Origin of the sequence: Rugamonas rubra, assembly GCF_900114705.1 — a bacterium.
Classification (GTDB): domain Bacteria; phylum Pseudomonadota; class Gammaproteobacteria; order Burkholderiales; family Burkholderiaceae_D; genus Rugamonas; species Rugamonas rubra.
Genome location: NZ_FOTW01000043.1, coordinates 1 through 24085, shown reverse-complemented (window position 1 = coordinate 24085; position 24085 = coordinate 1). Strand labels below are relative to the sequence as shown.

General features: G+C 70.4%; 39 protein-coding genes. 3 read left to right on the top strand and 36 right to left on the bottom strand.

Annotated features, from left to right (window positions below; all coding sequences use genetic code 11):
• From BM252_RS28635 to BM252_RS28470, 36 genes are all read right to left on the bottom strand, one after another.
• Positions 1 to 710 (bottom strand): hypothetical protein (locus BM252_RS28635; RefSeq protein WP_217429983.1); only part of this gene is annotated, 710 nt, incomplete at its 3' end.
• 191 nt (positions 711 to 901) lie between these two features.
• Positions 902 to 1405, bottom strand: coding sequence for a DUF7426 family protein (locus BM252_RS28630; protein ID WP_093160098.1), 504 nt, complete (start codon positions 1403 to 1405; stop codon positions 902 to 904).
• A complete protein-coding gene (locus tag BM252_RS28625; RefSeq protein WP_093160096.1) occupies positions 1405 to 1887 on the bottom strand; it encodes a phage tail tube protein in 483 nt (160 codons plus the stop codon). Before BM252_RS28625 ends, BM252_RS28630 begins: the two co-directional genes overlap by 1 nt.
• 11 nt (positions 1888 to 1898) lie before the next feature.
• A complete protein-coding gene (locus tag BM252_RS28620; protein WP_093357069.1) occupies positions 1899 to 2333 on the bottom strand; it encodes a minor capsid protein in 435 nt (144 codons plus the stop codon).
• The gene (locus BM252_RS28615; RefSeq protein ID WP_093357070.1) at positions 2330 to 2680 is read right to left on the bottom strand and encodes a minor capsid protein; all 351 of its coding nucleotides are present in this window, start codon (positions 2678 to 2680) and stop codon (positions 2330 to 2332) included. The genes BM252_RS28620 and BM252_RS28615 overlap by 4 nt, the downstream gene beginning before the upstream one ends.
• Positions 2680 to 3006 carry a hypothetical protein gene (locus BM252_RS28610; protein WP_211841248.1) on the bottom strand — a complete coding sequence of 109 codons (327 nt, stop codon included), beginning with the start codon at positions 3004 to 3006 and terminating at the stop codon, positions 2680 to 2682. The genes BM252_RS28615 and BM252_RS28610 overlap by 1 nt, the downstream gene beginning before the upstream one ends.
• Before the next feature lie 18 nt (positions 3007 to 3024).
• Complete coding sequence (locus BM252_RS28605; protein ID WP_093391118.1) at positions 3025 to 3420, bottom strand: hypothetical protein; 396 nt, start codon at positions 3418 to 3420, stop codon at positions 3025 to 3027.
• Between the two features lie 12 nt (positions 3421 to 3432).
• A complete protein-coding gene (locus BM252_RS28600; RefSeq protein ID WP_093357073.1) occupies positions 3433 to 3741 on the bottom strand; it encodes a hypothetical protein in 309 nt (102 codons plus the stop codon).
• A 74-nt stretch (positions 3742 to 3815) separates the two neighbouring features.
• Positions 3816 to 4784 (bottom strand): major capsid protein, encoded by a 969-nt coding sequence (locus tag BM252_RS28595; protein WP_093357074.1) that lies wholly within the window; start codon positions 4782 to 4784, stop codon positions 3816 to 3818.
• A 17-nt stretch (positions 4785 to 4801) separates the two neighbouring features.
• Entirely contained in the window at positions 4802 to 5545 is a 744-nt protein-coding gene (locus tag BM252_RS28590) for a hypothetical protein (RefSeq protein WP_093357075.1), read from the bottom strand.
• 112 nt (positions 5546 to 5657) lie between these two features.
• A complete protein-coding gene (locus tag BM252_RS28585; RefSeq protein ID WP_139236808.1) occupies positions 5658 to 6020 on the bottom strand; it encodes a hypothetical protein in 363 nt (120 codons plus the stop codon).
• Positions 6017 to 8416, bottom strand: a complete 2400-nt coding sequence (locus BM252_RS30680) for a phage minor capsid protein (protein WP_093357078.1) — start codon at positions 8414 to 8416, stop codon at positions 6017 to 6019. Before BM252_RS30680 ends, BM252_RS28585 begins: the two co-directional genes overlap by 4 nt.
• A gap of 15 nt (positions 8417 to 8431) precedes the next feature.
• Entirely contained in the window at positions 8432 to 9952 is a 1521-nt protein-coding gene (locus BM252_RS28575) for a phage portal protein (protein ID WP_217429982.1), read from the bottom strand.
• Positions 9953 to 9970: 18 nt separating this feature from the next.
• The gene (locus BM252_RS28570; protein ID WP_093357079.1) at positions 9971 to 11227 is read right to left on the bottom strand and encodes a PBSX family phage terminase large subunit; all 1257 of its coding nucleotides are present in this window, start codon (positions 11225 to 11227) and stop codon (positions 9971 to 9973) included.
• Positions 11220 to 11723 (bottom strand): helix-turn-helix domain-containing protein, encoded by a 504-nt coding sequence (locus BM252_RS28565; RefSeq protein ID WP_093357080.1) that lies wholly within the window; start codon positions 11721 to 11723, stop codon positions 11220 to 11222. Before BM252_RS28565 ends, BM252_RS28570 begins: the two co-directional genes overlap by 8 nt.
• Before the next feature lie 93 nt (positions 11724 to 11816).
• The gene (locus tag BM252_RS31295; RefSeq protein ID WP_093357081.1) at positions 11817 to 12053 is read right to left on the bottom strand and encodes a hypothetical protein; all 237 of its coding nucleotides are present in this window, start codon (positions 12051 to 12053) and stop codon (positions 11817 to 11819) included.
• Complete coding sequence (locus BM252_RS28560; RefSeq protein ID WP_093357083.1) at positions 12050 to 12229, bottom strand: hypothetical protein; 180 nt, start codon at positions 12227 to 12229, stop codon at positions 12050 to 12052. Before BM252_RS28560 ends, BM252_RS31295 begins: the two co-directional genes overlap by 4 nt.
• Complete coding sequence (locus tag BM252_RS28555; RefSeq protein WP_139236807.1) at positions 12226 to 12462, bottom strand: hypothetical protein; 237 nt, start codon at positions 12460 to 12462, stop codon at positions 12226 to 12228. Before BM252_RS28555 ends, BM252_RS28560 begins: the two co-directional genes overlap by 4 nt.
• A gap of 161 nt (positions 12463 to 12623) precedes the next feature.
• On the bottom strand, positions 12624 to 13100 hold the full coding sequence (locus tag BM252_RS28550; RefSeq protein ID WP_093357085.1) for a hypothetical protein: 477 nt from the start codon (positions 13098 to 13100) through the stop codon (positions 12624 to 12626).
• Positions 13097 to 13768 (bottom strand): hypothetical protein, encoded by a 672-nt coding sequence (locus tag BM252_RS28545; RefSeq protein ID WP_093357086.1) that lies wholly within the window; start codon positions 13766 to 13768, stop codon positions 13097 to 13099. The genes BM252_RS28550 and BM252_RS28545 overlap by 4 nt, the downstream gene beginning before the upstream one ends.
• A 60-nt stretch (positions 13769 to 13828) precedes the next feature.
• Positions 13829 to 14494 (bottom strand): hypothetical protein, encoded by a 666-nt coding sequence (locus tag BM252_RS28540; RefSeq protein ID WP_093357087.1) that lies wholly within the window; start codon positions 14492 to 14494, stop codon positions 13829 to 13831.
• A complete protein-coding gene (locus BM252_RS28535) occupies positions 14491 to 14967 on the bottom strand; it encodes a RusA family crossover junction endodeoxyribonuclease (RefSeq protein WP_174900716.1) in 477 nt (158 codons plus the stop codon). Before BM252_RS28535 ends, BM252_RS28540 begins: the two co-directional genes overlap by 4 nt.
• Positions 14964 to 15254: a hypothetical protein gene (locus BM252_RS28530; protein WP_093357089.1), complete on the bottom strand. Its 291-nt coding sequence runs from the start codon at positions 15252 to 15254 to the stop codon at positions 14964 to 14966. The genes BM252_RS28535 and BM252_RS28530 overlap by 4 nt, the downstream gene beginning before the upstream one ends.
• Entirely contained in the window at positions 15251 to 15520 is a 270-nt protein-coding gene (locus BM252_RS28525; RefSeq protein ID WP_093357091.1) for a hypothetical protein, read from the bottom strand. The genes BM252_RS28530 and BM252_RS28525 overlap by 4 nt, the downstream gene beginning before the upstream one ends.
• An 87-nt stretch (positions 15521 to 15607) precedes the next feature.
• On the bottom strand, positions 15608 to 16042 hold the full coding sequence (ssb, locus tag BM252_RS28520; RefSeq protein ID WP_093357092.1) for a single-stranded DNA-binding protein: 435 nt from the start codon (positions 16040 to 16042) through the stop codon (positions 15608 to 15610).
• Positions 16043 to 16133: 91 nt separating this feature from the next.
• Positions 16134 to 16394, bottom strand: a complete 261-nt coding sequence (locus BM252_RS28515) for a hypothetical protein (RefSeq protein ID WP_093357093.1) — start codon at positions 16392 to 16394, stop codon at positions 16134 to 16136.
• Positions 16391 to 16624 (bottom strand): hypothetical protein, encoded by a 234-nt coding sequence (locus tag BM252_RS30675; RefSeq protein ID WP_093357094.1) that lies wholly within the window; start codon positions 16622 to 16624, stop codon positions 16391 to 16393. Before BM252_RS30675 ends, BM252_RS28515 begins: the two co-directional genes overlap by 4 nt.
• Before the next feature lie 272 nt (positions 16625 to 16896).
• Complete coding sequence (locus tag BM252_RS28505) at positions 16897 to 17433, bottom strand: zinc finger domain-containing protein (RefSeq protein ID WP_093357097.1); 537 nt, start codon at positions 17431 to 17433, stop codon at positions 16897 to 16899.
• Positions 17430 to 18404, bottom strand: a complete 975-nt coding sequence (locus BM252_RS28500; protein WP_093357098.1) for an ABC transporter permease family protein — start codon at positions 18402 to 18404, stop codon at positions 17430 to 17432. The genes BM252_RS28505 and BM252_RS28500 overlap by 4 nt, the downstream gene beginning before the upstream one ends.
• On the bottom strand, positions 18404 to 18655 hold the full coding sequence (locus BM252_RS28495; RefSeq protein ID WP_093357099.1) for a helix-turn-helix domain-containing protein: 252 nt from the start codon (positions 18653 to 18655) through the stop codon (positions 18404 to 18406). Before BM252_RS28495 ends, BM252_RS28500 begins: the two co-directional genes overlap by 1 nt.
• 80 nt (positions 18656 to 18735) lie before the next feature.
• Positions 18736 to 19095 (bottom strand): hypothetical protein, encoded by a 360-nt coding sequence (locus tag BM252_RS28490; protein WP_093357101.1) that lies wholly within the window; start codon positions 19093 to 19095, stop codon positions 18736 to 18738.
• Complete coding sequence (locus BM252_RS28485) at positions 19092 to 19967, bottom strand: ATP-binding protein (RefSeq protein WP_093357102.1); 876 nt, start codon at positions 19965 to 19967, stop codon at positions 19092 to 19094. The genes BM252_RS28490 and BM252_RS28485 overlap by 4 nt, the downstream gene beginning before the upstream one ends.
• The gene (locus BM252_RS28480) at positions 19967 to 20455 is read right to left on the bottom strand and encodes a hypothetical protein (RefSeq protein ID WP_093357103.1); all 489 of its coding nucleotides are present in this window, start codon (positions 20453 to 20455) and stop codon (positions 19967 to 19969) included. Before BM252_RS28480 ends, BM252_RS28485 begins: the two co-directional genes overlap by 1 nt.
• A 160-nt stretch (positions 20456 to 20615) precedes the next feature.
• Positions 20616 to 20897: a hypothetical protein gene (locus tag BM252_RS28475; RefSeq protein ID WP_093357104.1), complete on the bottom strand. Its 282-nt coding sequence runs from the start codon at positions 20895 to 20897 to the stop codon at positions 20616 to 20618.
• 86 nt (positions 20898 to 20983) lie between these two features.
• Positions 20984 to 21160 carry a hypothetical protein gene (locus BM252_RS31290; RefSeq protein WP_170210280.1) on the bottom strand — a complete coding sequence of 59 codons (177 nt, stop codon included), beginning with the start codon at positions 21158 to 21160 and terminating at the stop codon, positions 20984 to 20986.
• The gene (locus tag BM252_RS28470) at positions 21157 to 21405 is read right to left on the bottom strand and encodes a hypothetical protein (RefSeq protein WP_093357106.1); all 249 of its coding nucleotides are present in this window, start codon (positions 21403 to 21405) and stop codon (positions 21157 to 21159) included. The genes BM252_RS31290 and BM252_RS28470 overlap by 4 nt, the downstream gene beginning before the upstream one ends.
• Before the next feature lie 169 nt (positions 21406 to 21574).
• Between BM252_RS28470 and BM252_RS28465 the strand changes: the two genes are divergently transcribed.
• The 3 genes from BM252_RS28465 to BM252_RS28455 form a co-directional block, all read left to right on the top strand.
• Positions 21575 to 21916: a hypothetical protein gene (locus BM252_RS28465; RefSeq protein ID WP_093391111.1), complete on the top strand. Its 342-nt coding sequence runs from the start codon at positions 21575 to 21577 to the stop codon at positions 21914 to 21916.
• A gap of 186 nt (positions 21917 to 22102) precedes the next feature.
• Positions 22103 to 22444, top strand: coding sequence for a hypothetical protein (locus tag BM252_RS31285; protein ID WP_174900715.1), 342 nt, complete (start codon positions 22103 to 22105; stop codon positions 22442 to 22444).
• 8 nt (positions 22445 to 22452) lie between these two features.
• Positions 22453 to 24085: recombinase family protein (locus BM252_RS28455; RefSeq protein WP_174900714.1), on the top strand; the 1633-nt coding region annotated here is incomplete at its 3' end.

The window sequence follows — 24085 nt, the reverse complement described above, 5'->3', positions numbered from 1 at the left end:
CGCTGGGGTCGATTGCTCCCCTTACCGTGCAACAGCGGCCGGGTGGTCGCGGTGAGGTTCCCGGCCGCTGCCGAGGAATTGTCGAGGATGGCCTCGACGTCGCGGATCGTGTCGGCTTCCAGCGCGAACGCGCCCGCTGACCGGGCGGCCTCGTTGAGCTCGGCGGCGGTCGAGGTCAATCCGGCCCGCAGGATCGGCAGGTACTTCGCGCCCAGCTCACGAACGACGTCGGCGGTCCCGGCGAACAGCTCTTGCTGCGTGGCCTGCTGGAGTTCTTCCCAGGCGGGCGCCAGGTCCCGTGCGGCGATGGCAGTCTCGCGTGCGGCGGGGGCGAGTTCTTCGAGCGCTTCGGCGAACTTCGCCGGATCGTCCATGCTCGCCAGCGCGTCGCCGAATCCCTGCGCGCCGAGCGTGGCGGCGCCGAAGGCCACCCCGCCGGCCGTCAGGAGCGCGGGAAACAGCAGCAGCGAGCCGGACGCCGCGGCCACGCCCGCGACCAACCCGGACACCGCGGAGCCCGCCAGCGATGAGGCGGCGGAGAACGCGCCCATCCGCACCGCAGCCGCGGCCAGTACTTCCGAGCGACGCCCGAAGCGGCGTAGACCGCTCTCGGTGTCGCCGAGCTGCTTACGGGCCTTGACCAGTGCGCGGGTCCACTGCGAGGAATCGAGGCGGAGGTACCCGACCAGTTCACCAACGGTCAACGCCATGCCGGGCACCTCCGCTATTCAGTTGGTTTTCAGTTGTCCCGGTTTCTCATCCGGGGGTGAGAGAGCGCGGGCGAGGCGGGATTCGCACGACAGGAGTCCGACGATCCGGCACCGCAGCCACCGCCACGAGCGGGCCCGCAGCACACCGGATTCGACGTCGATGCCGTAGAACTCGTGCAGGTCGGCCTCGATCAGCTGCCAGTGGCCGAGGACTTCCCGCCAGCTGTGGCCCTGGCCGCCTTGCGGCTCCGGCTCGTACCACTCGGCGAGCCCGGTCGCGGGGTCGATCGGGCCGCCCGCCGCTGCGCCCGATTCCCCGCCTGCGGTTCCGGGCGGCCACCCGCCGCCCAGTACGCCTCAGCCTGTTCCGCGCCGACGGTCCAGTGCAGAAACGCCGTCATCCCAGCGAGCTTGATCCACGGCCACGGCACAGCATCGGCGAACAGCTCGTCGTAGACCGCACCGAGCGCGGCGCGGTACATGTCGAGCTCGGCGGCGTCCGACAGCAGTTCCTCGGACGGGGCTGGCGCGTCGGCGTCGGCCTGGACTGCGGCGGCGGCGCCGAGCATCCAGTCGGAGAGGTGCTGCAGCCGCAGCCCGGTCTCGGCGTCCGGCGGCTCGACCCTGTAGGTCTTGCCCCGGATCGGCACCGACAGGGTCGGATCGAGGAACTCCCCGAGATCCTGCAACGCCATCACGCACCACCACCAGCGGGCGGAGTCGTACCCGGGTTGGTGATCTCCACCGGCGCACCCTGGCCGAGCAGGGTGAAGGTGAACGGCTCCAGGTCGGTCACCCCGCCGCCCTTCTCGAACTCCGACACGGTCGCGGTGCCTTCGTAGGCATCCGGGGAGCCGTCCCGCCGGTACCACCGCACCCGGATGTTGGCGTCAAACCCGACGATGCGGGCGGCCTTGCGGATGATCTCCTGCCCGGGGTCCGGGGTGAACGTGGTGTCGTCGGTGCGCTTGCGCTTGCCCTCGCACTCCAGCGACCACGTGCGCTGCGTGACGACCGAGCTTCCCCAGCCATCGGAGTCGAAATCGCCGTCGTCCTCGGTGTTGTCGTCGCTGGTCTCCGAGAACGAGGTCAAGCCCTTGACGGGCACCCACGTCGGGGTCGTGCCGCTGGAGTCCTCGACTTCCAGCGTCCAGTCCTTCGCGAGCAGTGAGCGCATGGCGGCGCCTCCTAAGTGCGGTTGGGGGTCGGGTGGTGGGCGGTGAGCTGGTAGTTGGTGACGTGCTCGTACCGGCCGGACTCGTCACGGCCCATCGGCGCCGATCCGGTGAGCTCGACCAGGTGCACGACGACGCCGTCGAGCTGCAGGTGCGCGGCACCGACCAGGGCGTCGAACGCGGCGTCGGTGAGGTCGAGCGCGTCGCGCGGGTCCGGCCCGGCGGAGCGGGCACGCACCTGCAGGCCGACGATGTCGTCGGCCTGGCTGGGGTCGGCCACCATCAGGTACGGGGTGAGCGCCACGATCCGGGACGGGGACTGCGGAACCGCGCCGATGACGATGCCTGTCTCGTGCTCGGGGTAGATGCCGGACGGGCGGTAGGTGCCGACGTCGTGGTCGGCGAGGTACTGGGCCAGGCCGTGAGCGAGGTCGCGGGTCCAGCTCATGACAGCGACCGCCGGATCTCGGCGGCGACCAGGTCGGCGACGGTGTCGCGTTCGGAGGTCATGGGGCGTTCGAGGTACTTCGCGGACCGCCCGGCGTCGTGCTTCCACGTGAGCTCTTCGTGCTGGCGGACCGCGTACACGGTGTCGTAGGAGACCGCGGCGGTCAGGTCGTTCTCGTCGACGCTGGCGACGCCGGAGCGTTCGAGGGTGCCCTCTTCCAGCGGGACGAGCTGCCGGGAGGCGCCGAGGATGTGCTCGGCGGCCTGGCGGAGCCCGGCCACGGCGCCGGAGTGCTGGCGGGCGGTCACGGTCGGCCCGTTCCAGTCGAGCCGGGTGCGCATGGCCATCAGGTCAACACCACTTCCAGGTGCGAGGGAACGGGGAGTCGGCGGCCGTCGCGCCGCTTCGCGGTGATCACCGTCGACCGGGTGCCGTCGGCCAGCGTCACCCGCGAACCCGCGGGAGCCACTGTGGACAGCGGGGCGTAGAGGGTGGTTTCGCTGACCACCTCCGCACCCGCTTCGTTGCGGACCAGGCGGCGGGAGGCGTCGACGACCGCGCGCACGGTGACGGGCGGGCCGAACACATCGCCGTAGGCGCCGCTGCCCTCGTACGGCTCGATCGTGACGGCCTGCCCGGCTTGGGCGAGCAGCCATCGGGGGATACCGGCCACCGGTTCACCACCTCCCGGTCAGGGTCGGGTGACGACACCGGGTAGCAGCCCGGCCAGCTGCAGCGGGCGCACCACGGAGTCTGGTGGGCTCGTCGAACCGGGCGCCGCGGTGTGGCCGGCGCCGCGGGTGAGGTTGATCGAGCCGATACTCACGCTCGACCACTGCCCAGCATCTCCGTGCTCGTCGCCGGTTTCCAGCCAGTGCAGCGCCAGCGCGCACGTCGCCGACCGGAAGGCGGTGGCGTGTTCGGTGGCGGCGGGCATCCCGTCGTCGAGCACGGGATAGACCGCGGTGAGCGTCAGCAGCTCGACGGCTTCGGACGCGCGCGCGAGTAGGCGGGAGGCTTCCGGCTCGGCCGGTATCTCGACGCCAGGCGGGGCGTAGGCCGTCAGGTCGTCGCGGGTGGCGTACACGCGCGGCACCGGTCAGCCCTCGTCGTCGTGGTAGAGCCGGGCGAGGTCGTCGCGCGTCAGCGATTCGGCGTCATCCTGCGGCATGCCGCGGGCGATGGCGTAGGCGACCCAGTCGGCCTTCCGGGCAGTCCGGCTCGGTCGCTCGATGTCCGGGGAGTCCTGCGCCTGGTGCTCGTCGAGGGCCTGGTCGTCGCCGATGGTGTAGCCGTGGCGGCGGAAGTAGGCCAGCGCCGCGGGGTCGGTGGTCTCGCCGCGGCCGTCGATCAGGGCGACGCCGACGACGGTGCCGGTGTAGTTGGTGGGAGCGATCACGGTGGGCATGGGGTGCCTCCAGGTGAGAACGGGGGCGCAGGACACCCCGGGAGCGGGTTGGGGTGTCCTGCGCGCCGGGGTGGTCAGCTGCCGGTGCCGGCCGGGGTCTGGACGGTGACGCGGAACGCCCCGACGGAGCGGGTGCGCTTGACCACGACCGCGACCGGACCCATCTCGACCTCGCCCGTCTTGACCGCACCGGCCGAGGCGAAGTCGGGCAGCCACGTCTTGACCAGCTCGCCGGGGGTCGACACGGCGTGCACGCCGTCCAGGCCGAACCGCACCGCGTACAGCGACGTGGTGCCGCTGGTGGCATCGGTGCCGATGATCGGCTCAGCCGAACCGGCCTTCTCCTGCGGGTTGACCAGCGGGATACCGCGGTAGCGCTCGACTTCGACACCGAAGGCGTTCGGCGACCGGTCGTAGTAGCCGGCGCGGCGGGCCAGCGACCGCAGCCGCGCGATGCCCTTGTCGCTGCCGAGGATCATCGTCGGCAGCCCGTCGAGGGTGTCGATCCACTCGTCGAGCTCGTCGAGGGCATCGTGCCGGGCGTCCTCGCTGGCCAGATCGGCCCAGGACGTGGCCGCGGTGCGCTCGGTGACCGTGCCGGTCACGGCCTTGTCGAGGCCGTCGAATCCGTTGGCCTCCACGGCCTGGTCGCCGTTGATGAAGCTGTCGGAGAACTTCGCGCGGGTGGCCTTGATCAGCTGGCTGATCTGGTAGGACACCTCGTTGGTGGCCGACGGTCCGAGGTTGCCGAGCACCCGGTCGACCTCGAATGCCCCGCCCAGCGGGGTCAGGTCCACGCTGTAGCGCTCGCGCTTGGCCTCGGCCTTGCTGTACTCGGTGTTGTAGGCGCGGAAGTCGGCGCCGCGCTCGGTGATGTGCCGGGTGTAGGAGTAGGTCAGGGTGGCACCGCCACCCACCGGCGAGACGGCCGGGTCGAACGACAGAGCGTCGAGAATGGCCGAGCTCTTGCGGAACTCGTCGATGACCGTCAGGTCGACGTCGTCGGTGGTGTTCTTCGCGGCGTCAGCGAGGGTGATCGCCATCGGTTTCTCCTTGCGGGTCAGGCGCGGCCGTAGCGTGCGGCCACTGCGTCAGTCAGGGATGCGGGTTTGCCTGTGCCACCGGTCCCGCCGGTGTGCTGGCTGCTGCTGCGTGCGGGCGCCTGGCCTGCTGCGCTGAGTCGGGGGTTGTCGGCGACGGCCTTCTTGATGGCCTCGCCGACCTTCGCGGTGAAGTCCTCGGCCGCGGGGTCGAGCTTGTCGAGCTTGGACAGGAAGGCGCGGGAGTCGGTGAGCGCGGTCGGGTCGGCGCCGTGCTTGGCGGCGTTCTTCCAGACGGTCAGCTCGACGGCGGCCTCGCGGGCGGCCGTGGTCTGGGCGTCGCGCTCGGCGGTGAGCTGCTCGGCGAGCTTGGCCGGGTCGGCCGGTTCGTCGTCGGCGATCAGGCCGAGCGCCCGCCCGATGGTCTGCGCGAGCTCGGTGCGCGCCTCGTCGGCGGCCTGCTGCTTGGCGTTGGTGCGGTCGCTGGCGTTCTCGGAGCGCAGCTTGCGCACCATCGCGGCCAGCTTCGCCGGTTCGAGGGCGGCCAGCTCGTCGCCGTCGCCCTGGTCCTGGCCGCCGTTGCCGTCCTTGCCGCTGTCGCCGGGCGGCGGCTGCTGCTGGCCCTCATCGGGGGTGGGCGGTTGATCGCCGGTGTCCCCGTCCCCTTCACCGTTGCCGCCAAGGACAGGCCAGATCGGGCCGCGCGAGGTCCAGCCGAGCGCGCGCAGTCCGGTCGCGGGGTGGATGGGCAGGTTCTCGAGCATGGGCGGCCTCCTGGGCGCGGGGTTGACGGTGCCCGGCACCTGGCCAGGCAGAAACGCAGGAACCCCGGACACATCAGATGTCCGGGGTTCCTGTCGGGAAGTGGATTCGTTGCTACGGCGTGGGCTCGGGGCCCGGTTCGCCGAGGGTGTAGGGCTGCCAGCGCTCGGGGTCGAGCACGTCGGCGGCGGGGACGCCGCGGCTGTGCAGCTCCACCAGGCGGGCGACGACGTGCCCGTGCACGCGGGAGATCAGACCCGCGGGCACGTCTGCGGAGGGTTCGGCCGGCCACCATCCCGCGCAGCGGTCGCGGTCGGTCCAGATCCAGCCGAGCGTGTGCCCGGCGACGAGCACCGGTGCCGCGACGGTCCGGCCCGCGGGGCTGGTCGGGTAGGTGTTGATGCCGCCGACCTTGCGCGGGGCCATGCCGTCGTCATCCCACCGGCTGCCCGGCGGCGGTGGTGGAAGCACGCTCATCGGTACCCCTTGTCGACGTCGTTGTACGGATCGGGCTGCCAGTTCGCCGGCGGGTTCCAGCCGTCGGGCACGACTTCGCATTCGATGTACCAGGTGCCGCGGCGTTGGTAGGCGGCGTGGATGACGTAGCGGGTGCCGCGGTTGAGCAGGATCTCGCGCTCACTGGTGCCGAACTTGCTGATGGGCATGACGTTCATCGCCCGAGCACCGGTAGGGATGCGGAAGGCGAACACCACCGCGCCGCCGAACGCCGCGCGCGAGCCGATCGACGTGGACAGGTAGCCGCCATCGGTGTGCACGCTGCCGACCAGCGCGGCGATCGACTTCGGGTCGTTGATGTCGGCGCCGAGGGTGGACAGGATCGACGGACCCGAGCCGCGGAACGCCAGGATCGACTCGGCCAGCTCGGCCTTGGCGAACGCCTTGTCGAGGTGGCCGACGATTCGGTCAAGCCACGCCTTGCTGTTCGCGGGCTGGTAGCCGCGCAGCGCGTTGTTGATCTCCCGGTACGCCGAACCCGTGTAGGTGCTCACCGACTCCCTCTCGGGCTTCGTCAAATCCCCTGGTAGCGGCATGTTCTTCATCGCCCATTTTACGGCTTCGCCGTTGTCGTCGAAGCGCAATCCGGCGCGCATCCCCGGCAATGCCGGAGACGATCCGGGCAGCGCCCAGCCAGGCTGGGCGCGGGCTTCCAACTCGCTCCACAATGCGCGCAGCGTGGCGGCACGGGCGGCCGGGTCGCGCTGCTGGCCGAGGCGCCGCCGGACGTACTTGACCGGGTCGGCGTGCTTGGCCAAGCGCTTGACGAACGACGCGAAACCCGGTGCGGTCGAGCCTTCCTCGGCCAGCTGCTCGAACCGGGCGAGCGCGGCGAACGCCTCGCGGCGCTCCTCACCTTCGGCAGTCAGCGCGACGTTGAGCAGCTCGTCGGCGGTCAGCTCGTCGTCGACGTCCAGCAGCCGGGCGAGCCCGGCCTCGCCCGGCTCCGGCGGAGCAGGCTCGGCAACGGCGGCCGGGCCGAGCTCGGGCACGGGTTCGGCCCGGCGCTCCGGAGACAGCTCGGCGTGCTGCTCGTCGCGGTGTGCTCTGCGCTGGCCGAGTAGGTCGAGCTGGCCGGGGTCGTTGACCACCGACGCGACGTCCCGTTCCGCGTCGTGCTGGTGCGGCTTGCGCTGCTGCGGCGGGCCGCCATCGAGCGGCACGTCGACCAGCGGCGCGACCTCACCGGCCGGGCGGGTCCCGGGCTTGCCGACGTTCCCGGCGCCGAGCTGCTCCCGGTACCGCAACCGCTTCAACTCGGGGTGGGCGTCGAGGTGCTCGCGCATCTCGGCCTGCCAAGCGCGGACCTTCTGACTGGCGGCCTTGCGGGCGGGCTCGTCGAGGGCGACGGCCTGGCGCTGCTTGTGCTTACGGATCTCCCGTTCGATCGCCCGCTGACGCTGCCGCGCCTTGTCCCCCTCGGGGTCGGCGGTCGGCTGCGGCGGAGGTTTGGTGACCCCGGGCAGGAACGCCGAGACGCTGTGACGGCAGTTCGGGTGGAACAGCCCGGCCAGCTGCGCCCCGGCGAGCGTGTCGACGACCTCGACCTCGACCGGGGCGTCGGTGAGCTGGTGCGGAACCTGCACGCGCCCGGTCGGCCCGGTGCCCAACCGCAGCACCCGGCCCTCGAACGGGCGGCACAACACGCACTCCTGCGGCGCATTGGACACGTAGACCAGGGACACCCCGGCGGCGTGCAGCCGGTCGGTCTGGCCCTGCACGGCGGCGCGCTGAGCGACGGTGCGGGTGGCCATCTCCACATAGGACGACAGCCGCCAGCGGCGCCCAGCCCGGTCGGTGAACCCGGTGATACCGCGATCGACGAACCGCTGCCACGCGGCCTGCGCGGCCTGGCGGCGGGTCTGCGTGCCGGTCAGCGTGCGGGCGGTCGCAGCGGCGATCACACCCCGGTAGACGTCGACGACATCGCGCAGCACGTTGCGGGACCGCTGGCCAACATCGGCGTGCACCGCGGCTGCGAGGGCTTCCACCGCGCCGAATCCCGGAACTTCCTCGGCAGCCTGCTTCGCCGCAGCGGACAGGCCGGAGTGCGGGAACCAGCGGGCGGGCAACTCGGCCAGCGCCGAAGACCATCCGGCGCGGAACGCCTCGGCCGCGGCCTGGCGGGTCGCGGCCGAGCTGTCGGCCTGCAGCCCAGCGAGCACGGCCTGCGCGGAGGCGCGCAGGGCCCGCACCGCGGCGAGCTTCCGCTCAGCCCACACCGGGGCCGGCATGTCCGCGTCGAGGTCGCCATCGAGGTGCTTGGCGATCAGCTGGGCGAGCGCGGTCTCGGCCTCGCGGTAGAGCTGGGCGACGGTAGCGGCGATCTCGTCGAGGTACTCCGGGTCGACCGCCACCGCGCACCACCCCCGCTACGGCTCGACGGACGCGGCTTGCCGCAGGATCTCGGCCGGATCGGGCTCGACCGCTCCAGCTTCGGAACGAATGCGTGCGACCTCGGCAGCGACGTCGGTCTCGTCCCAGTCCGGGTGCACCATGCGCACCCGGACCTCAGTGCTCGCCGTCTCGGCCCGGTACAGCGTTTCGGCGGTGCGGGCGAGGGCTTCGGGGTCCGGCTGTGACCGCGGCGGAAACTCCACCGCGGGCACGTCGCCTGCAGCGATGCCGGGGCCGCGGAACACTTCGCGGTCAATGTCGAGCAGTGCGGCGGTGATCTGCGACAGCCCGGCCGACCAGTGAAGCGCCTTCTTGTGCCGGGTGCGCTCGGAGATCCGTTCGCGGGCGTTGACCTCGGTCGCGGTGATCGAGGTGTCGCCGTCCTGGTCGCCGAACGTCGCGGGGGAGTAGCCGGCGGAGCGCAGCGCGGCGCGTACCAGTTCATCGACGGTCTCGCGATGCTCGGCCACTCGGATCGCGAACTGCGACAGGGTGATCTCCGGCCCGGAGTTGCCGCGGCTCACGGCGTTGATCTCGGTGAACAGCTCGCGCTCATCATCGAACGACGCACCTGCTCCGGGGCCGTTGTTGTCGAGGTAGCCGGTCGGCACGATCAGCCGGGCTTTCGCGAGCCGGATGTCGCGCATCCACGACGAATACGCCTCGTCGATCGCGTCGAACAGCGGCTCCACGCTGTCGAAGTCGCTGCGGCCGAGAGGGGCGAGGCCGGGTTTGCCGCGCCACGCCCGGTTGGGGCGCAGGTTGGGCACGTACGTGGCGGTGAGCCGGTGGGTACCGGTGGCGATCGCGCCGGTGGAGTCGATGACGTCGGCGGCCCACGCGGTGGCCGGATGCTCGCGCAGGTCGCGCTGTTCGCCGAGCTCGGTCGTGCTCCCGGCATGCAGCGCGTGGACGATGCGGCCGGGTTCGTGGCGCTCCAGGTGCCGCCACACCGTGTTCCCGTCCTCGAGGACGGTCGACCAGAACGTCACGGCAGTGAGCTGCGACCACCGCCACTCCGGTACTGCGGCGTCGGCGTGCACCGTGTCGATCACCGGGTGCGCGGCCAGGTCGGCGTCCCACACCACGCGCAGGTACACCCCGCCGAGCGCGGCGGCGACCTCGGCAGCCTCCAGCAGGCCGCTGTGGACCAGCGGCGAGTGCAGGATCGCGTCGAGCCGGTCCTGCGCGGCCGGGTTGGTGACGGTGAGGCGCGGCGGCTCGGCGAACAACAGGTCAGCGCTGGCGGTGGCGATGTCGGAGGCCAGCGGCACATGCAGCCGCGCCGGACGTGTCGCCGCCGGTGTCGGCCTTCCCCAGAAGAACCGGCCGAGCGCGCCGACCAGTCCACCGCGGTACTGCGACGGGCGGGTACGCGGCACGCTGGAGCCGTAGAGCTGGGCGAGGCCGTCGGGGTTGCCGACGTACCAGGCGTCCCACTCGTCCATGCGGCGCTGCGCGACGTCGAACGGGGCCGGGGGCCAGGCGGTGGGCACAGGGTCACCTCCTGATGATCAGACGGGGATGGTGCGGCGCCACAGGCTTTCGGTCGTGACGATGGCGTAGCGCCCGGCGTCCAACGAGTGGTCGGCGGTCTTGACGGGCTTGTCCTCGCCCTTGTCGGTGGCGGTGTCGTCCCAGCTGTAGCCGGGCGCTTCGGTGATCCAGCCGCGGCAGCGATCGGACACCCGCAACCGGCCAGCACCCAGCAGGGTCGCGACGGTGCGGATGCCGTAGGCGACGTCGTTGTCGGCGGCCTGCGTGACGGTGCCGTCCTGGTGCAGCTGCACCCGGAACGATGCGGCGGCCGGGTCGGCCACAATCCACTGCGGACGCAACCCCTGCTGCGTCGGGTGGTGCTCGCCATCCAGCCACGCGCGGATCTGCGCGGACAGCTGGGCGTCGGTGAGCCGGTTCTGCGCGTGGGCGGGGTCGTGGCGCCACTCGTCGAGCAGGTAGAGCCGCTGGTCGACACCCTGGCCGAGCATGATCGCCGACGTGGCGTTGGTGGTGCCGTAGTCGATCCCGACCGCCAGCACCCGCGCCATCTCCGGCAGCTCGGACCAGGCGACGACGTGCTCGTCGGGGTTCCACATGTCGTAGATCGCGCCTTCAGCGGCGACCCACTCGCCCAAGATGAAGCGGCGGAACCACAACCCGGTGTACTCGCGGCGAATCGCAGCCTTGTAGTCACCGGACAGGGCGGGGTTGTCGTCGAGCTGGAAGAAGAACCCGCGCCAGTCCGGCAGCTCGGCCAGCCGGTCGAGGTACTTCCGTTTCAACCAGTGCGCGGGGCTGTCGGGGTTCGTGGTGCCGAACAGCTGCGCACCGGGCACAGACATGCGGCCGAGCAGCTGCACGAAGAACTGCTCGTCGACGACGGTCACCTCGTCCACGTACGCGCCAGCGCACGTCAACCCGCGCAGCACCTTCTCGGCCTTCGCGTCCGAGGCACCGAGCACGTAGACGGTGCGGCCGAGGATCGACGCCGTCGGCGCCCCGCTGGTGTAGCGCACCTGGTCGGCCAGCGGCCCGAACAGCGACGGGTCTTGCAGCGGCGCGAACACGTTGCGCGCCGCGCTGTCTCGGGTTCGCCCGACGACGACCAACTGCCCGCCGAACGGGGCCGTCGAGACGTACACCAGCCAGCGAAGCAGCGACGCGATGGTCTTGCCGGAGCGGATCGCGCCCGACCAGATGTTCACGCGCGCCGCGGACTCGCGCAGCGACTCGACCTGACGGCCGGACAGCGGGAGCTCGGGGCTACCCATCGCCGTTGGCCGGCGCCTTGATGCCGAGGGCTTCGGCAAGGTTGCCGAGCATCGAGCGAGCGGCCTCGGCCTGGCCGGATGCGTTGGCCTCGGCCAGCTTCGCCGCGGTGGCGATGTGCGCCGCGGCAGCGCCGGAGAGGTGCCGTTCATCTTGGGCGGGCACGTGGTCGAGGGTGCGGGTTTCGATGCCGTTGACGGTGGTGGCGGTGAACCGGTACCGGTCGGCTTCGAGGCGGTCGTACAGGGCTTCGGCGCGGGCCAGGGCGCGGCCTTCCAGCGCGACGCGGCGGGCGCGGTTGTCGATGGCCTTGGCGGCCGAGGCGGCGGCGGTCTTGGTGCGGTCGAAGGACAGACCGAGCTCGCGGGCGAGCTTGGACACGGTCGAGGGCGAGCGACCCAGTGTTTTCGCGATGTCGTTGCGGGTCTTGCCCTGCTCGTGCAGCTCGCGAACGCGAGCCCGATCTGCGTCGGTGATCGGGTCAGAGGCGCGAGGCATGTGCGCATCACCTACCCCTGACATGCGAAAAGCCCCCGAGCCGATGCGGCCGAGGGCTGATTGCGGACACACTTCTACCCGCTGAAAGGTGATCTAAGCAGAAGTGGCAGAGGCTGTCAAATGGCGTCGGCTGCCACTTCGGCGGGTGGTGGTGGCGAGGATCTGCGCGCACTGCTGGGCGTCGTAGAGCGGCCGACCGGTGCGGTCGCGGTCGGCGACGGGGCAGGCGCCGCGGATGGTGTGCACGGAGCGGCCGGTGAGCCGGGCGAGGCTCGACCGGTCGACCAGGGTGCGGCCGTTGACGCGGCGGACGATCGGCGGGCGACTCATTCCGCGTTGTCCTCGAAGAGGCTTTGGCCGTGTCCGACCTTGTGCCGGACGTCTCGGGCGAACTCGCTTACCTGCTTGCTCAGTTCGAAACCGCCCAGGTCCCGGATTGCCTTCGAGCTCGCCTCGATCTGGTCGACGATGACCAGGGTCAGGTATTCCTCGCGACTGTCGATCATCGTGCCTGTTCCTCCGGTTTGTCGGTGTGTTCGCGGGCGAGACGATCGGCGGCGACGGTCCACGGGTTGGTGTGGCTGGCGCCGTCCTGAATTTCTGCGATGACTACGCGCAGAGCTTCCCACGCCAGACCGTCAGGGATACCGAGCTCGGCCATGCGGGTCCAGAACTGGGCTTCGGCGGCCTTGGCGGTCTTCATGCTCGCGCGCAGCTGGTCAACGTCGGGAGTGATCATGGGCCGGATCATGCTGCTGTTGGCGGTGCTGCTCCAGCGCGACACGGCGGGCGCACGGGTGAGGTCGCTCGATCATGCGGCCCCGGTCATCTCGAACGCGGCGCGCTGTCCGAGGTCGAGCAGGTCCAGGCCGTCGCGGTAGCGGACGATTGGCGGGCGGGTCACTGATCCCCCCGGCTCCGGTTGATGCGGCGTGCGATGTCGAGCGCGTACGGCAGCCGCATCGCCTGCGCTTCCCATTCCAACCACGCGGCCAACGGCTCCGCGAGGGTGGGGGACATGGTGGCGATCCAGCGGGCATCGGTCATGCTCTGGGGATCATCGACCTCGCCAGTCAGGGCGACGGTTGTAGCTGTCTTCCCGGCGGGCCCGGCGAATACAGCCTCTTCGAACCGAAGCGTCTCCGGTTCGCGGTAGTACTTTTCGGGGTTGTACCGCCACGGTCCGGGAGTCGCCTTGGCGGCCAGTTCGCGCAGGGTCGCGGCGGCCTGGCGGAGCTCTACCTCTGGGGGCACAACCTCGTACCCGATCTCTTCGGCACGCTGCCTGGCGGCGTCGCTCTGCTGCTCGGTGTCTTCCGGGAAGCTGCTGGGGTCGGCGCGCTGGTAGTTCCGGTTGTTGTCCTCGTTGTTGGTCATGCTGCTCCCGTCAACTGGCATGCGAACTGCTGCCCGAGGTCGAGCAATGCAAGGCCATCGTAGGAAGTGCCACAGACACCGCAGCGGACCGCGATGGTGTCGGCGTCGCCGACTGGCCACAGCGAGCCGATGCAGTCCGGGCAGGGGGCGAGCGGCCGAGTGGAGTCACCGGCGAGCCGCCGTAGCTGGGCGTGAAGCTCGCGGAGGTCATCGGCGAGGTCATCGGCCCAGACCTGCCGGGTGCACCAGTCGATGTATCCGCGCAGCCACCCGGTGCCCCTGGTGATCGTCAGGTCCCGGGGCGGCGCGTGGTGGTTCGCGTCGAGCCGCAGCAGCTCGGAATGCACCCAGCCGCACAAGCGGTTCACGGTGCCGAGGATGGAGCGGGTGGCGTCGTCGACGTCGTCGGGTCCGATCACGTGGCCGACGCTGCGCGGGTCGAGTGCGGCGATCACGTCGAGCCGGGCCGGTGGCCGGCTGCCGTAGCCACGGGAGCGCCGACCGCCGTCACCGCCGCGGCCCGGTGCGGCGGTGAGGGTGGCGGCGTAGTCGTCGATCTCGCGGAGCCAGCAGCGCATCCGCTCGGCGCAGGGCTCGCAGGTGTAGCGGCCGGGCTCGGCGGCACGTGGGCAGCGGTCGACGATGCAGGGGGTGGTGTGGTCGTGCACGGTGTCACCTCCGGGGCGGGGCCCGGCCAGCAGGGGCGGATTGCTGGCCGGGCGGGCGGTTCAGCTGCGGGTGCCGCGGGCGGACAGGGCGGCGGCGGTGAACTGCTCGTGTTCGGTGTCGGCGAGGTCGGTGATCGTGGCGAACTCGCCGATGTCGTGCACCGGCCTGACGCCTTGCTGTCGGGCCAGCTCGGCGAGGTCTGCGGCGTCGGCTTCACGAACGGCCGGGTGCCCCATCACGCGGCCCACGTCGGCGAGTGGCTGCCGCGGCCAGCTGGCAACCTGGCTACTGCCGTACCCGTCGCCGCCGCCGTTCTCCGCAGCGGAAAGCTCGAACCAACTGGCGTCCGGATCGTCGAACCGTGCACCGTCGAGCCGGATGACTCGGCGTGCGTTCGGGTCGTCTGGGGCGTCGTCGGGGTGCACGCGGACTGTGCCGATCGGGTCGGCGGAGGGGCCTTCGAACTGGTCACCGCCAGGGGTGTGCACAATCTGCCCACCCTTTTCGGCGACCTGCTCGGCATGGGTGTCGATCGCAAGATCCTGTCGCAGCTGCTCGATCTGGCTCTCGATGCTGACGACCACACCGCGCAGATTCTCGATCTGCTCGTTCAACGCCTCGTGACGCCGGGCGCACGCGGCGTCGAGCTCGCCGACCACTTCGGCTCGGCGGCGTCCCTCGCTCCACGCTGCGATGCTCGCAGCCAGCGGGTTGGTGGTGGTCACGCGGAGTCCTCCGTTTCGTCTCGGTCGCGTTGTTGGCGGACCCACTCGACCGGGTCGAGCCCACCGGTCCAATCGGGGCCGAGGATTCCGGCGATGTCGTCGAGGCTGATAGGCCGAGCAACGATCAGCACCAGGGCAGCGCGCTGGCCGAGCACGATCTCGGGCATGTGCTTGGTCATGAGCTCGGGGGTGTCGTCGGCGACCACTCCGGCGTCCACAAGCCCGTCGCAGCAGGCTTTCAGCGTGGGCACGAGGTTGTCGGCGTCGCGGCGGCGCCGGTCGGTGACGGTCCACACCAGACGGACCGTGCAGCGGTCGAGCGCGGGAATCTGCTCAACGCGGGCGAGTTTCGCGGCGTCGCCTCGTACCTGTTTGGTGACGCGGGCGCGGGCGTGGTGGTGCATGCGCTGGTTGGCGGTGAGCGGCGGGCGCTGATACGGCAGGTCGAGCCGGTACGTGGTCGCGGTGGTCATCGGGCGCCGCCGAGCTTGTCGGCGATGGTGCGGCGGACGGTTTCCATGCACGTCGTCCAGCCGTCGGTGAGGATGGCGTGCAGCTCGGGGTCGTCGCCGGGGTGCATGGGCGGCGGGGTCAGGTCGAGCACGGGGCGAACGGCCGCGGCGGTGATGAAGGGGGCGGCTGCTTGGACTGCGCGGCGCATGCAGTCGCCGAACGTGCCGGGGCCATAGGCCGCTCGCTCGACTGCGGACCATGCTTCGTCGGTCATGAGGTTGTCGAGCGGTTCGCGGGGGTCGTTCACGGCTTGGTCTCCTGGCGCTGTTCGTGGCGGGTCTTGGCGATGCGGGCGGCGAGCCGGTCGGCGTAGTCGCGGATCGCGTCGGCGGCGGCGGTGTCGGCGGCGGTGATCTCGTCGGGACCGAGCAGGTCAGGGGCGGGAGCGTGGTGCGCGGCGAAGGCGCGCAGGTCTCCCACGAGCCAGTCGAGGACGGCGAGCTGGTCGCGGTTGGGGCGCTGGCCGGCGGGCTGGATCGGGTCGAGCGTGGTCGGCTTGCGGGAGTTGGTCACGGTCGCTCCTTGAGCATTTCGGGTGTCCATCGGTATTCCGAACCGGTTTTCGGGGCTGTAGGGGGAATCTGGAGCCGGGAATCGGGGTCAGAACGGGGGTTCGTCGGTGGAGTTGGTGGGCGTGCTGCCCCACGAATCACCGGACTGCCCGGCTGTGGAGCGCTCGACCTTGTGCACGCGGGCGGTCGCGCGGCGCAGCTCCGGGCCGATGGAGTCGAGCAGCAGCACGGCGGCCGAACGCTTCTCGCCCTGCTCGTTGGTCCACTGCTCGGTCTCGAGACGGCCGGACACGGCGACCTCGGTGCCCTTGGTCAAGCTCTCGGCGATGTTCTCGGCGACCTGGCCGAACGCCTTCGCACGCTGGAAGTGCACCCCGGCGTCCTCCCACTCGCCGGTCTGCCGGTTCTGGCGGCGGGAGTTGAACGCGAGCGTGAGCGTGCAGACCGCGGTGCCGGACGCGGCGAACTTGAGCTCGGGATCGGCGGTCAGGCGGGCGACGCCGTGCAGGTTGGGCAGTGCCATCGGGTTACCTCTCGGGTTTCGCGCGTGCGCGCGTAGCGGCGGGCCGTCCGGTCGCGACCACCGTGGTCGGGTGGTCGCGACCGGGTGGGGTTCACTGTTCGGTTTCGCCGTCGCGTTCGGCCAGGTAGGCGCGTTTCATGCGGGCGTAGACGCTGCCGGAGATGCCGAGGCGGGCGCAGATTTCGGTGGAGGTGTGCCCGGCGTCGACGAGTTGGGGGAAGGCTGCGGCGCGTTCGGCGGGGGTGAGGGGGCGGCCGACGGGGTCGCGGCCGAGCAGGATGCGTTCGACGGCGATGTGGTCGACCCATTTGTCGGGCGGTGCGGTTTCGGGGTTGGCGAGCGTGGCGGTCACGGTGTGGGCTCCTGGTGTTGGGCGAGCTGTCGCAGGGCGCGGTGGTGGGTGGCGATCACGGCGACCGGGGCGAGGAACTCGCGCAGGTGCTTGTCGAGGGCGCGGAGCAGGCCGAGCAGGGCCTCGCGTTCGTCGCGGGTGAGCGGTGCGTCGGAGGTGAGGCGTCGGACTGCTGCGGCGTACTCGCTGTCGCCTCCGGTGGTGGGGTCGCTGTGCTGCGGGCCGGTCATGCGGCGGCGGCCTTGGTGGGGGCCGCGGGGTTCGGGGGGAGCGGGCAGGGCCGCAGCCGCAGGTCGACGTGGACGACGTGGCGGGTGCTGTCGACCCAGCGGGCGGGGTGGGCGCAGATGGCGCAGGCGTTGCCGAGTAGTGGCAGCGTCGGGGTGGGCCTGGCGGTTTCCGTTGCGGTCATTGTGGTTTGCCCTCCTGGGCTGTGGTGTGGTGATTCGGCTCTGTAGTTGCCTGCTGGAAGCTTAGCACTTGCCTGCTGGCAAGCAGTTCTTTAGGCATGCTGAATTTGGGCGGCGTCCATGCGGGCCGGGTGAGCTGGGTTTTTACGCAGCGGGCGCCCGGTGTAGCCGGTGCATTGCTGGCCGGGTTGTGCGCGGCAGGTGGGGTGCGGGCACGCCACGCCCATGTAGAGCCGTCGGGCTGCTGCCTCGCCCTCGGCGATGTCGGGGTCGGCGCCCTTGCGTTCGGCGTTGTAGCGCGCGAAAAGCACAGACAGCGAAGGGATTTCGCGCGGTGCGGCTTCGATCGCGGCGCGCGCGGCGGTGATCTCCTTTGCCGTACGTCGCTGTCGCCAGTCCTTGGCCGCGTTCTTGTAGTACCCGAAGATGTCGCCGGGGGTGATGGTGCGGCGGTGGTCGCGGTAGGCGTCGCTGCGGTAGTACCAGTGCACGGCGGGTGCGCCGACCTTGGCCGGGACGTCGTGGAGCATGGCGACCCATACGGCGATGACGTCGTCGTCGGCGGCGGGCATGTAGGGGTCGATGGCGGCAGCGACGGCCATCACCGAGCGGACGTCGTCGGCGTTCATGCGGTGATCTCCTTCAGCTGGGGGCCGCCGAAAATGGCGTCGAAGTCCGGGGCGATGACGTCGCCGATGTTCGCGACGGCCTGTGCGGCTTCCTGCGGGCTGCGGTCGCGGTCGATGCCGAGGTATCCGCGGACCTTGTCGCCGCGTGCGCTACGGGCTGGCTGGGCGGGTTTCTGGGCTGCCCTGGCGGCTTTGATCACGTCGTCGTAGACGTAGGGCAGAGCGCCGGGCCGGTGAATTTCTGGGCGGCGGTCCCATTCGTCGAGGGCGGCGCGGACGAGTTCCGGGTCGGCGCCGTCGCGCAGTAGCCCGTCGATGACCTTGCCGATTTCCCGGATGGTCTGCGGCCGGTACTTCGCTGCGTCGGGCTGGGCGTTGCGCCAGGCGTCGACGATCCGGCGTGCGTCGGGCTTGACCGCGGAGTCGGCGAGCTGCACCAGGGTCGTGGTGCCTCGCCTGCGCGCGCTCGCGCGTGACGACGACTCTTTTTGCCCTGTTCCCCTGTTCCCCTGTTCCTCTGTTCCAGGCGCGAGGGTCTCGCGAGACTGTCGCGAGGGTTCCGCGAGGCCACGTTCAGCGACTGGACCAGACTGGTCACTACCTGGGGTTTTATCGGTTGGCGTGGGCTGCAGGTCGGTTGGCGGCAGCGGGTACCGCGGTTTGCCGGGCCGGTCGATGCGCTGATGCTTGTCCCAGCCGTTGACGTACAGGTACGAGCGGCCGTCGAGGGTGTAGCGAGTGATCTGCAATCCTCGCGAGAGTGTCGCGAGACCCTCGCGAACGAATTCGCGGGCCTCGACGGGGTCGTCGAGGGCGAACAAGTCGGCGGCAATGAGCCGGTAGTCGTCGATGCCGACACCGTTGTCGTCGACATAGGACCACAGCCCGATCCACAGCAGACGGAACTCGCGGGGCAGCTCGGCGACGGCGGGGGAGCGCCAGAACTCGGGCTTGATCGAGCGGATGCGCATCAGGCGGTGTCCTTGCTGGGGTTGGGGGCGAGGCCGAGGCGGTCGAGGATTCGGCCGGCGGTGAAGGTGCTCATGCGGCAGTGGTCGGCGATCTCGCGGTCGGTGAGGCCGCGGTCGTGGAGCTCGGCGACGAGCCGTTCCCGCTCTGCGGGGGTGAGGGCTTCGGCGGGCCAGTGCCCGGCGGCGCAGTGCCGCCGCCGGGCCGAGCTGCTGCGCCTGGTCGAGGCGGGCGCGGTGATCGGGCGAGGCATCGGTGAGGTGTCCTTGTGAGGCGGGCCGCGCCCCTGGGAGGCGGGGCGCGGCCCGGTGAGCTATCGGGCGAGGTGGGCGGTCATGCGGCCGGTCTGGCGGCGGTGCGGGCGATCCAGACCCGGTTACGGCTGGCGCGGCGGGTGCGGCGGGCGCTGCGGTAGTACTGCGAGGTCGGCATGATCGCGATCCGGTCGGGGGCGGACGGGTGCGCAGCAACGCCGATCACGCTCGGCAGCACGTTGCACCCGGCCCCCTCGTCGTCCCCGGCCAACGCGCGGACGTCGTCGGCACCGAAGGGCTCGCCGCGGGCGACCAGCTCGGCGAGGGCGGCCTCGCAGCGCTCCCGGTAGGTGAGGTGCCCGGCGGTGGCCGCCGCGAGTGCGGCGGCCTGCCCGTGGTGCCGGTCGGCCAGGCCGAGCGGGAGCTGTCCGGCGCTCATGCGGCGTTCGCCTTCGCTGCGGTGCCGCGCGCCTTGATCAGTTCGCCGAGGGTGGTCGGCTGGCCCTGGTCGTCGGTGATCGGCGCGTGCCGGAGCCCGGCGCGCTCGGCCTCGTACCACAGGGCGAGCAGGTCATCGGCCGAGGCCATGCCCAGCGCCCGCGCCCGGTAGTCCAGCGCGCCCGGCGCGGCGTCGCCGTCGGCAAGCCAGTCGCGGATCGTTGCCGCCAGCTCTGCACCGGGTTCGGGCACCACGGCGCGCGACAGAATGGGAATCCGCGACTTCGACACCGTCAGGGTGTTGTCGTAGTCCAGCTCGCCGACGACGTCGAATTCGTACTCGATGCCTTCGCGCTGCTCGGGCTTCATCCCGACCTTGCGCGGCGCTTTCTTGCCGCGCTCGTTGTCCTCGATGACGTACTCGGTCTTGACCCGCAGCGTGGCGATGACGTGGCCGGGGTAGGACACGAGCGCGTCGATCATGCGGCGCTCGTCGGGCTTGGCTTCCTTCCAGCCGGAGAAGGAGTTGCCGCCCTTGGCGCGGCGGTCGGCCTGCTCGATCATGCCGTCTACGCCCATCCAGTAGTGCGACAGCGAGTCGATCACCACGCACCCGAAGCCCTCGCCACTGGCCACGGCCAGCAGTTCCACAAGCGATGCGGGCGAGAACGAGTGCGGGGAGACGGTGGCGAACTGCCAGCCGTTGATCCCGGCGTACTTCGACGCCGACCCGCGCTCGGTGTCGATCACCGCGACCGTCTCCGACAGCGTTGTGGCCAGTGACAGGGCGGTGTAGGTCTTGCCGGAGCCGGACGGCCCGGCGAGCGCGATGCGGGCCTTGGCGGCCGAGCGGGTCGCGGGCTGGAAGGTCATCACTGCTGGGCTCCTTCGATCGCGGGGCGGGTGCCGTCGAGGCGGATCGCGCCGGTGCGCACCATGTCGGCGACGACCTCGGCGGCGTTGGGGGCAAGGCGGACGGTCACGTACGGGTCGCCCTCGGCGACGTCGATGCCGGGGACGTCGAGCGTCCCGTCGGGCATCGCGGCCTGTCCGGCGTGCTTGGAGGCGTCGAGCACGGCGCGCACGAACGATTCGCGGACGACGGGCCGGTGTTCGACCTCGGTGGGGTAGTGCTCGGCGCACCAGGCCGCGAACGCGGCCGGATCGGTGACGCGAGCCGTGGTGCGGCCGGTGGTGACCGACACCGACCCGAGCGCCTGACCGTCGTGGGTGGCGGTGATCCGGTCGCCGGGGTCAGCGGCGGCCAGCATGTCGGCGTTAGCGGCCGTGCGCGCTGCCTTGACGCGTTCGTCGAGCACGCGCAGCGCCGCGGCCATCGCGGCGGTGTCCTTCAGATTCACGCGACACCGCCTCGCAGGTGTGCGGGGCAGAAGTCCCCGGCATCCCCGGTGACCCAGCCCTCGGATTCGGCGCGGAGGTTGACCCACCAGGCTTCACCAGCCCCGCCTTCAACGGAGGCCGTGCACGCCTCGGCGTCACAGCGCAGGACCGTCGCGGCACTCACGCGATCACCTCCGTGGAGATCTCGACGCGCACGGCTGAGCCGTCGAGGGCGTTGTCGACAGCCCAGCGGACCCGCGACGCCGCGCAGTCGAGGCACGTCTCGACACTCCCGTCGGAGAGCACGTCCGAACGGGGCCGCCATTCGACGGACACCGCGCACAGCGCGCCGACCATCTGGCACCACTCGCACTGGCCATCGGGGCTGTCCGTCGTCGTCTCGACCTTCACGTCGGGGTGATCGAGCGCCTGAGACAGGGCTACGGGGTACGGTGTTGTCACGTTCGCCTCCTGTGGTGGGGGGTGTTCGGCTCTGTAGCCCCCGCGCTGCCGTACTCGGCTGGCGCGGGGGTTTTGCTTTGCGCTGGTCATGCGGCAGCTGGGAGGCGGCGCATGGCGCGGATTTCCTGCTCGATCTGGTCGAGCGACGGGCCGCCGGGGTAGTAGGCGAGTTCGGCGGCTTCCCGGGGCGGCAGCGCATCGCGCTCGACGCGGGCGCGGGCCAATACCGCACCGGCGGCGGCGATGGCTTCCTCGCGGGTCACGCTGCGTCCTCGGTCGGTGCCAGGTCGACGAGCTCGAAAAGCTCCTCGAACGTCGCGGGCTGGAGTGCGCGCAGGAGGCCAGCGACGAACAGCGAGCTTGGAGCGCGACCCGTCCCCAACGTGCGGCTGAGCGTGGACTGTTCGAGCCCCATCGCCCGTGCGAGGGCGTAGTTGGAAGTCAGCCCGGCGGCGATCCTGTGCCGCTTCAGCGCATCGGAGCGGATCTGGATTGTGGTGGTGGCCATCGGAAACCTCGCGGATAGTTGCTTGCGGGAAGGCGACTGCTTGCCCGTAGGCAACTGTAGCAGTGAGCTTCCCTCGGGCAGTCTAGTTATGGTTCTGTTATCTCCGGCGTCCGGGTGAAACGATCAGGCGGGCTCGCTTGCTTGCTGGAAGGCAAGTACTCTGCTGCCCGTGAGCACTTCCAAGCGTCCCTGGTGGGACTGGGTCCAAAAACACCTCGACGATCACAACCTGCTCGCAGCCGACATGGTCAAGCGCTGCTCTTTCTATCACGCGCGTGTCAGCCGGTGGCGCGAAGGTGTCAACGCCTCCGTGCCGCACTCCAAGGAGGTCGCGGAGTTCTTCGGTATGGATGTCCGCGAAGGGCTCATCGCCGCCGGCTACCTGACGCGAGAGGAATCCGGACTCGCCGAAGGTTCGCAGGCGGCCAAGCCGCGGCGGTTGCACGTCGCGGATCTGACCGACGAGGAGCTCGTCGACGAGCTCGCTCGGCGGCTCGCCTCGCGTACGTAGGCGCCGGCCGCCGGTTTGCGAAGAAATTTCGCATGTTGATCTTGGCCTGCTGTAACGCCACCGGCTCAGACTTGTACACCCGTACAACAATCAACCGAATGGCCTAGTGTTTCCTGCTGGATTTGCCTGCGAACAAGTGTTCGACTTGAAGGACAGAGCCGACACAACGTACAGCAGGAGCACCACGTGACAGCACGCGACAAACCGTCGACTCGAACGGAGACATGCAACACCGCCGGACACCTCCCCGGATGTCGAGCGGACCACCAGGACGACGCCGAGATGCAACGCTGCGCCGTCCTGGTCACGAAGACGCCAACCGCCCGCACCGACACCATGCTCGAAGTGCAAGTCGAGCGCCTGATCGAAAGCGGACGAATCAACAGCGTCGCCACTGTCGCGCGCCTGCAACACGACGGCACAGCCGACCCCGTCGAACTGACCCTCGCCCAAGTTCGGGCGATGGCCCGCGCACTCAACTCCGCGGGCGACCTCATGGAGTACGGGGAAACCAACACATGGAGGTGAACGCACCTATGGCCACGACCGCGCGCATAGAAAGCCTGCGCGCTGTGCCGAAAGCCCCATCGCGGGTGGTGATCTACCTACGGCAATCCTCCTACCGAGAAGAGTCGATCAGCCTCGAACTCCAGGAGAACTCGGCGCGCGAGTACTGCGCGCGCAAGGGATACCGGATCGTCGACGTCATCGCCGACCCCGGAGTCTCCGGCCGCGCCTGGCACCGCAGGAAAGGCGTCCAGCGGGCTCTAGGCGCGATCCACGACAAGCAAGCCGACGTGATCGTGCTGTGGCGATGGTCCCGCCTCGCTCGCCACCGACTGCATTTCGCCGTCGCCAACGACACCGTCGAAAAGCTCGGCGGGCGCATCGAATCCTCCGCGGAACCGATCGACCTCGACACGGCCGCCGGCCGATTCCAGCGCGGGATGCTCGGCGAGTTCGCCGCGTTCCAGTCGGACATGATCGGCGAGCAGTGGAAGGATGCCCACGAGCGCCGCCGCCGCCTCGGGCTGCCATCGAACGGCCGCTCGCGGTACGGCTACGTCTGGCTGCGGCCCCTCCCTGCACTGGCGAGTCAGGGGGTCGTGTTCAGCGCGCCGGTGGATGGCGGCTATCTCTGGCTTCCAGAGGGGGACACCCAGGAGCGCTACGAGATCGACCCCGAGCAGGGCGAAGTGGTCGAGTGGATGTACAAGGAATACATCGCCGGAACCGGCAGACCCGGCCTGATGCGCGAGCTCAACAGGCTCGACATCACCAACAACCAGGGCAAGCCCTGGACCCAACACGGCATTGCCACGGTGCTCGACAGCGGTTTCGCGGCCGGCCTCCTGGTCAACACCGCCGCCCGGTACGACGGCGAACGACAGATCTACGCACCGTTCAGCGAATACACCTGGGAACAGGGCGCACACGAGCCGATCATCGACCCGGACCTGTTCGAGCGGTACCGCGAGATCAGGCTCGGCCGCGCCAACACACCACCCCGGCGGATCAACCCCACCAACCCGTGGACGGGCCTTGTTGGCTGCGGCGACTGCACGCTGAACATGCGGAGGAAGAAGAACAGCCGCGGCACCGGATTCGGTTGGCTCTGCCAGTCCAAGGAGGTCACAGGGAAGGACGAGCGGCGCGCGACCTACGTTCAAGAGAACCGGCTCGAACAGTTCGTGAAGGAATGGCTGGGCCAGCTCGCCGACGACATCGGCGCCGCCGCGGAATCCGCGCGAGCAGCACAGCGAACCGCGCTCAAAGCCAGGATGTCTGCGGACACGCTGCAGGCAGAGCTCGACGGGATCGAGAAGCAGCTCGGCGTGCTGCGGCGGCAGCTGGTCGCCGAGCGCATGAGCGAAGACGAGTACGACCAGACCCGCGCTGAGCTGATCGCCGAGCGAGACAGCATCGCCGCGAAGCTCGCCAGGGCCGAGCAGACGAAAGCCGCGGAGCCGGTCGCACAGCCCACCGAGATCGCTCGCGGCCTGTTGGAAGAGTGGAACTCGTTGCCACTGTCGAAGAAACGCGAGATGCTCGGGAAGCTGATCAAGCGGATTGTCGTGACGCCGCACGTGCTGCCGCGCCAACCCGCACACCTGCATATCGTCCCGACGTGGGATGAGGACGCTGGGGTCGATTGCTCCCCTTACCGTG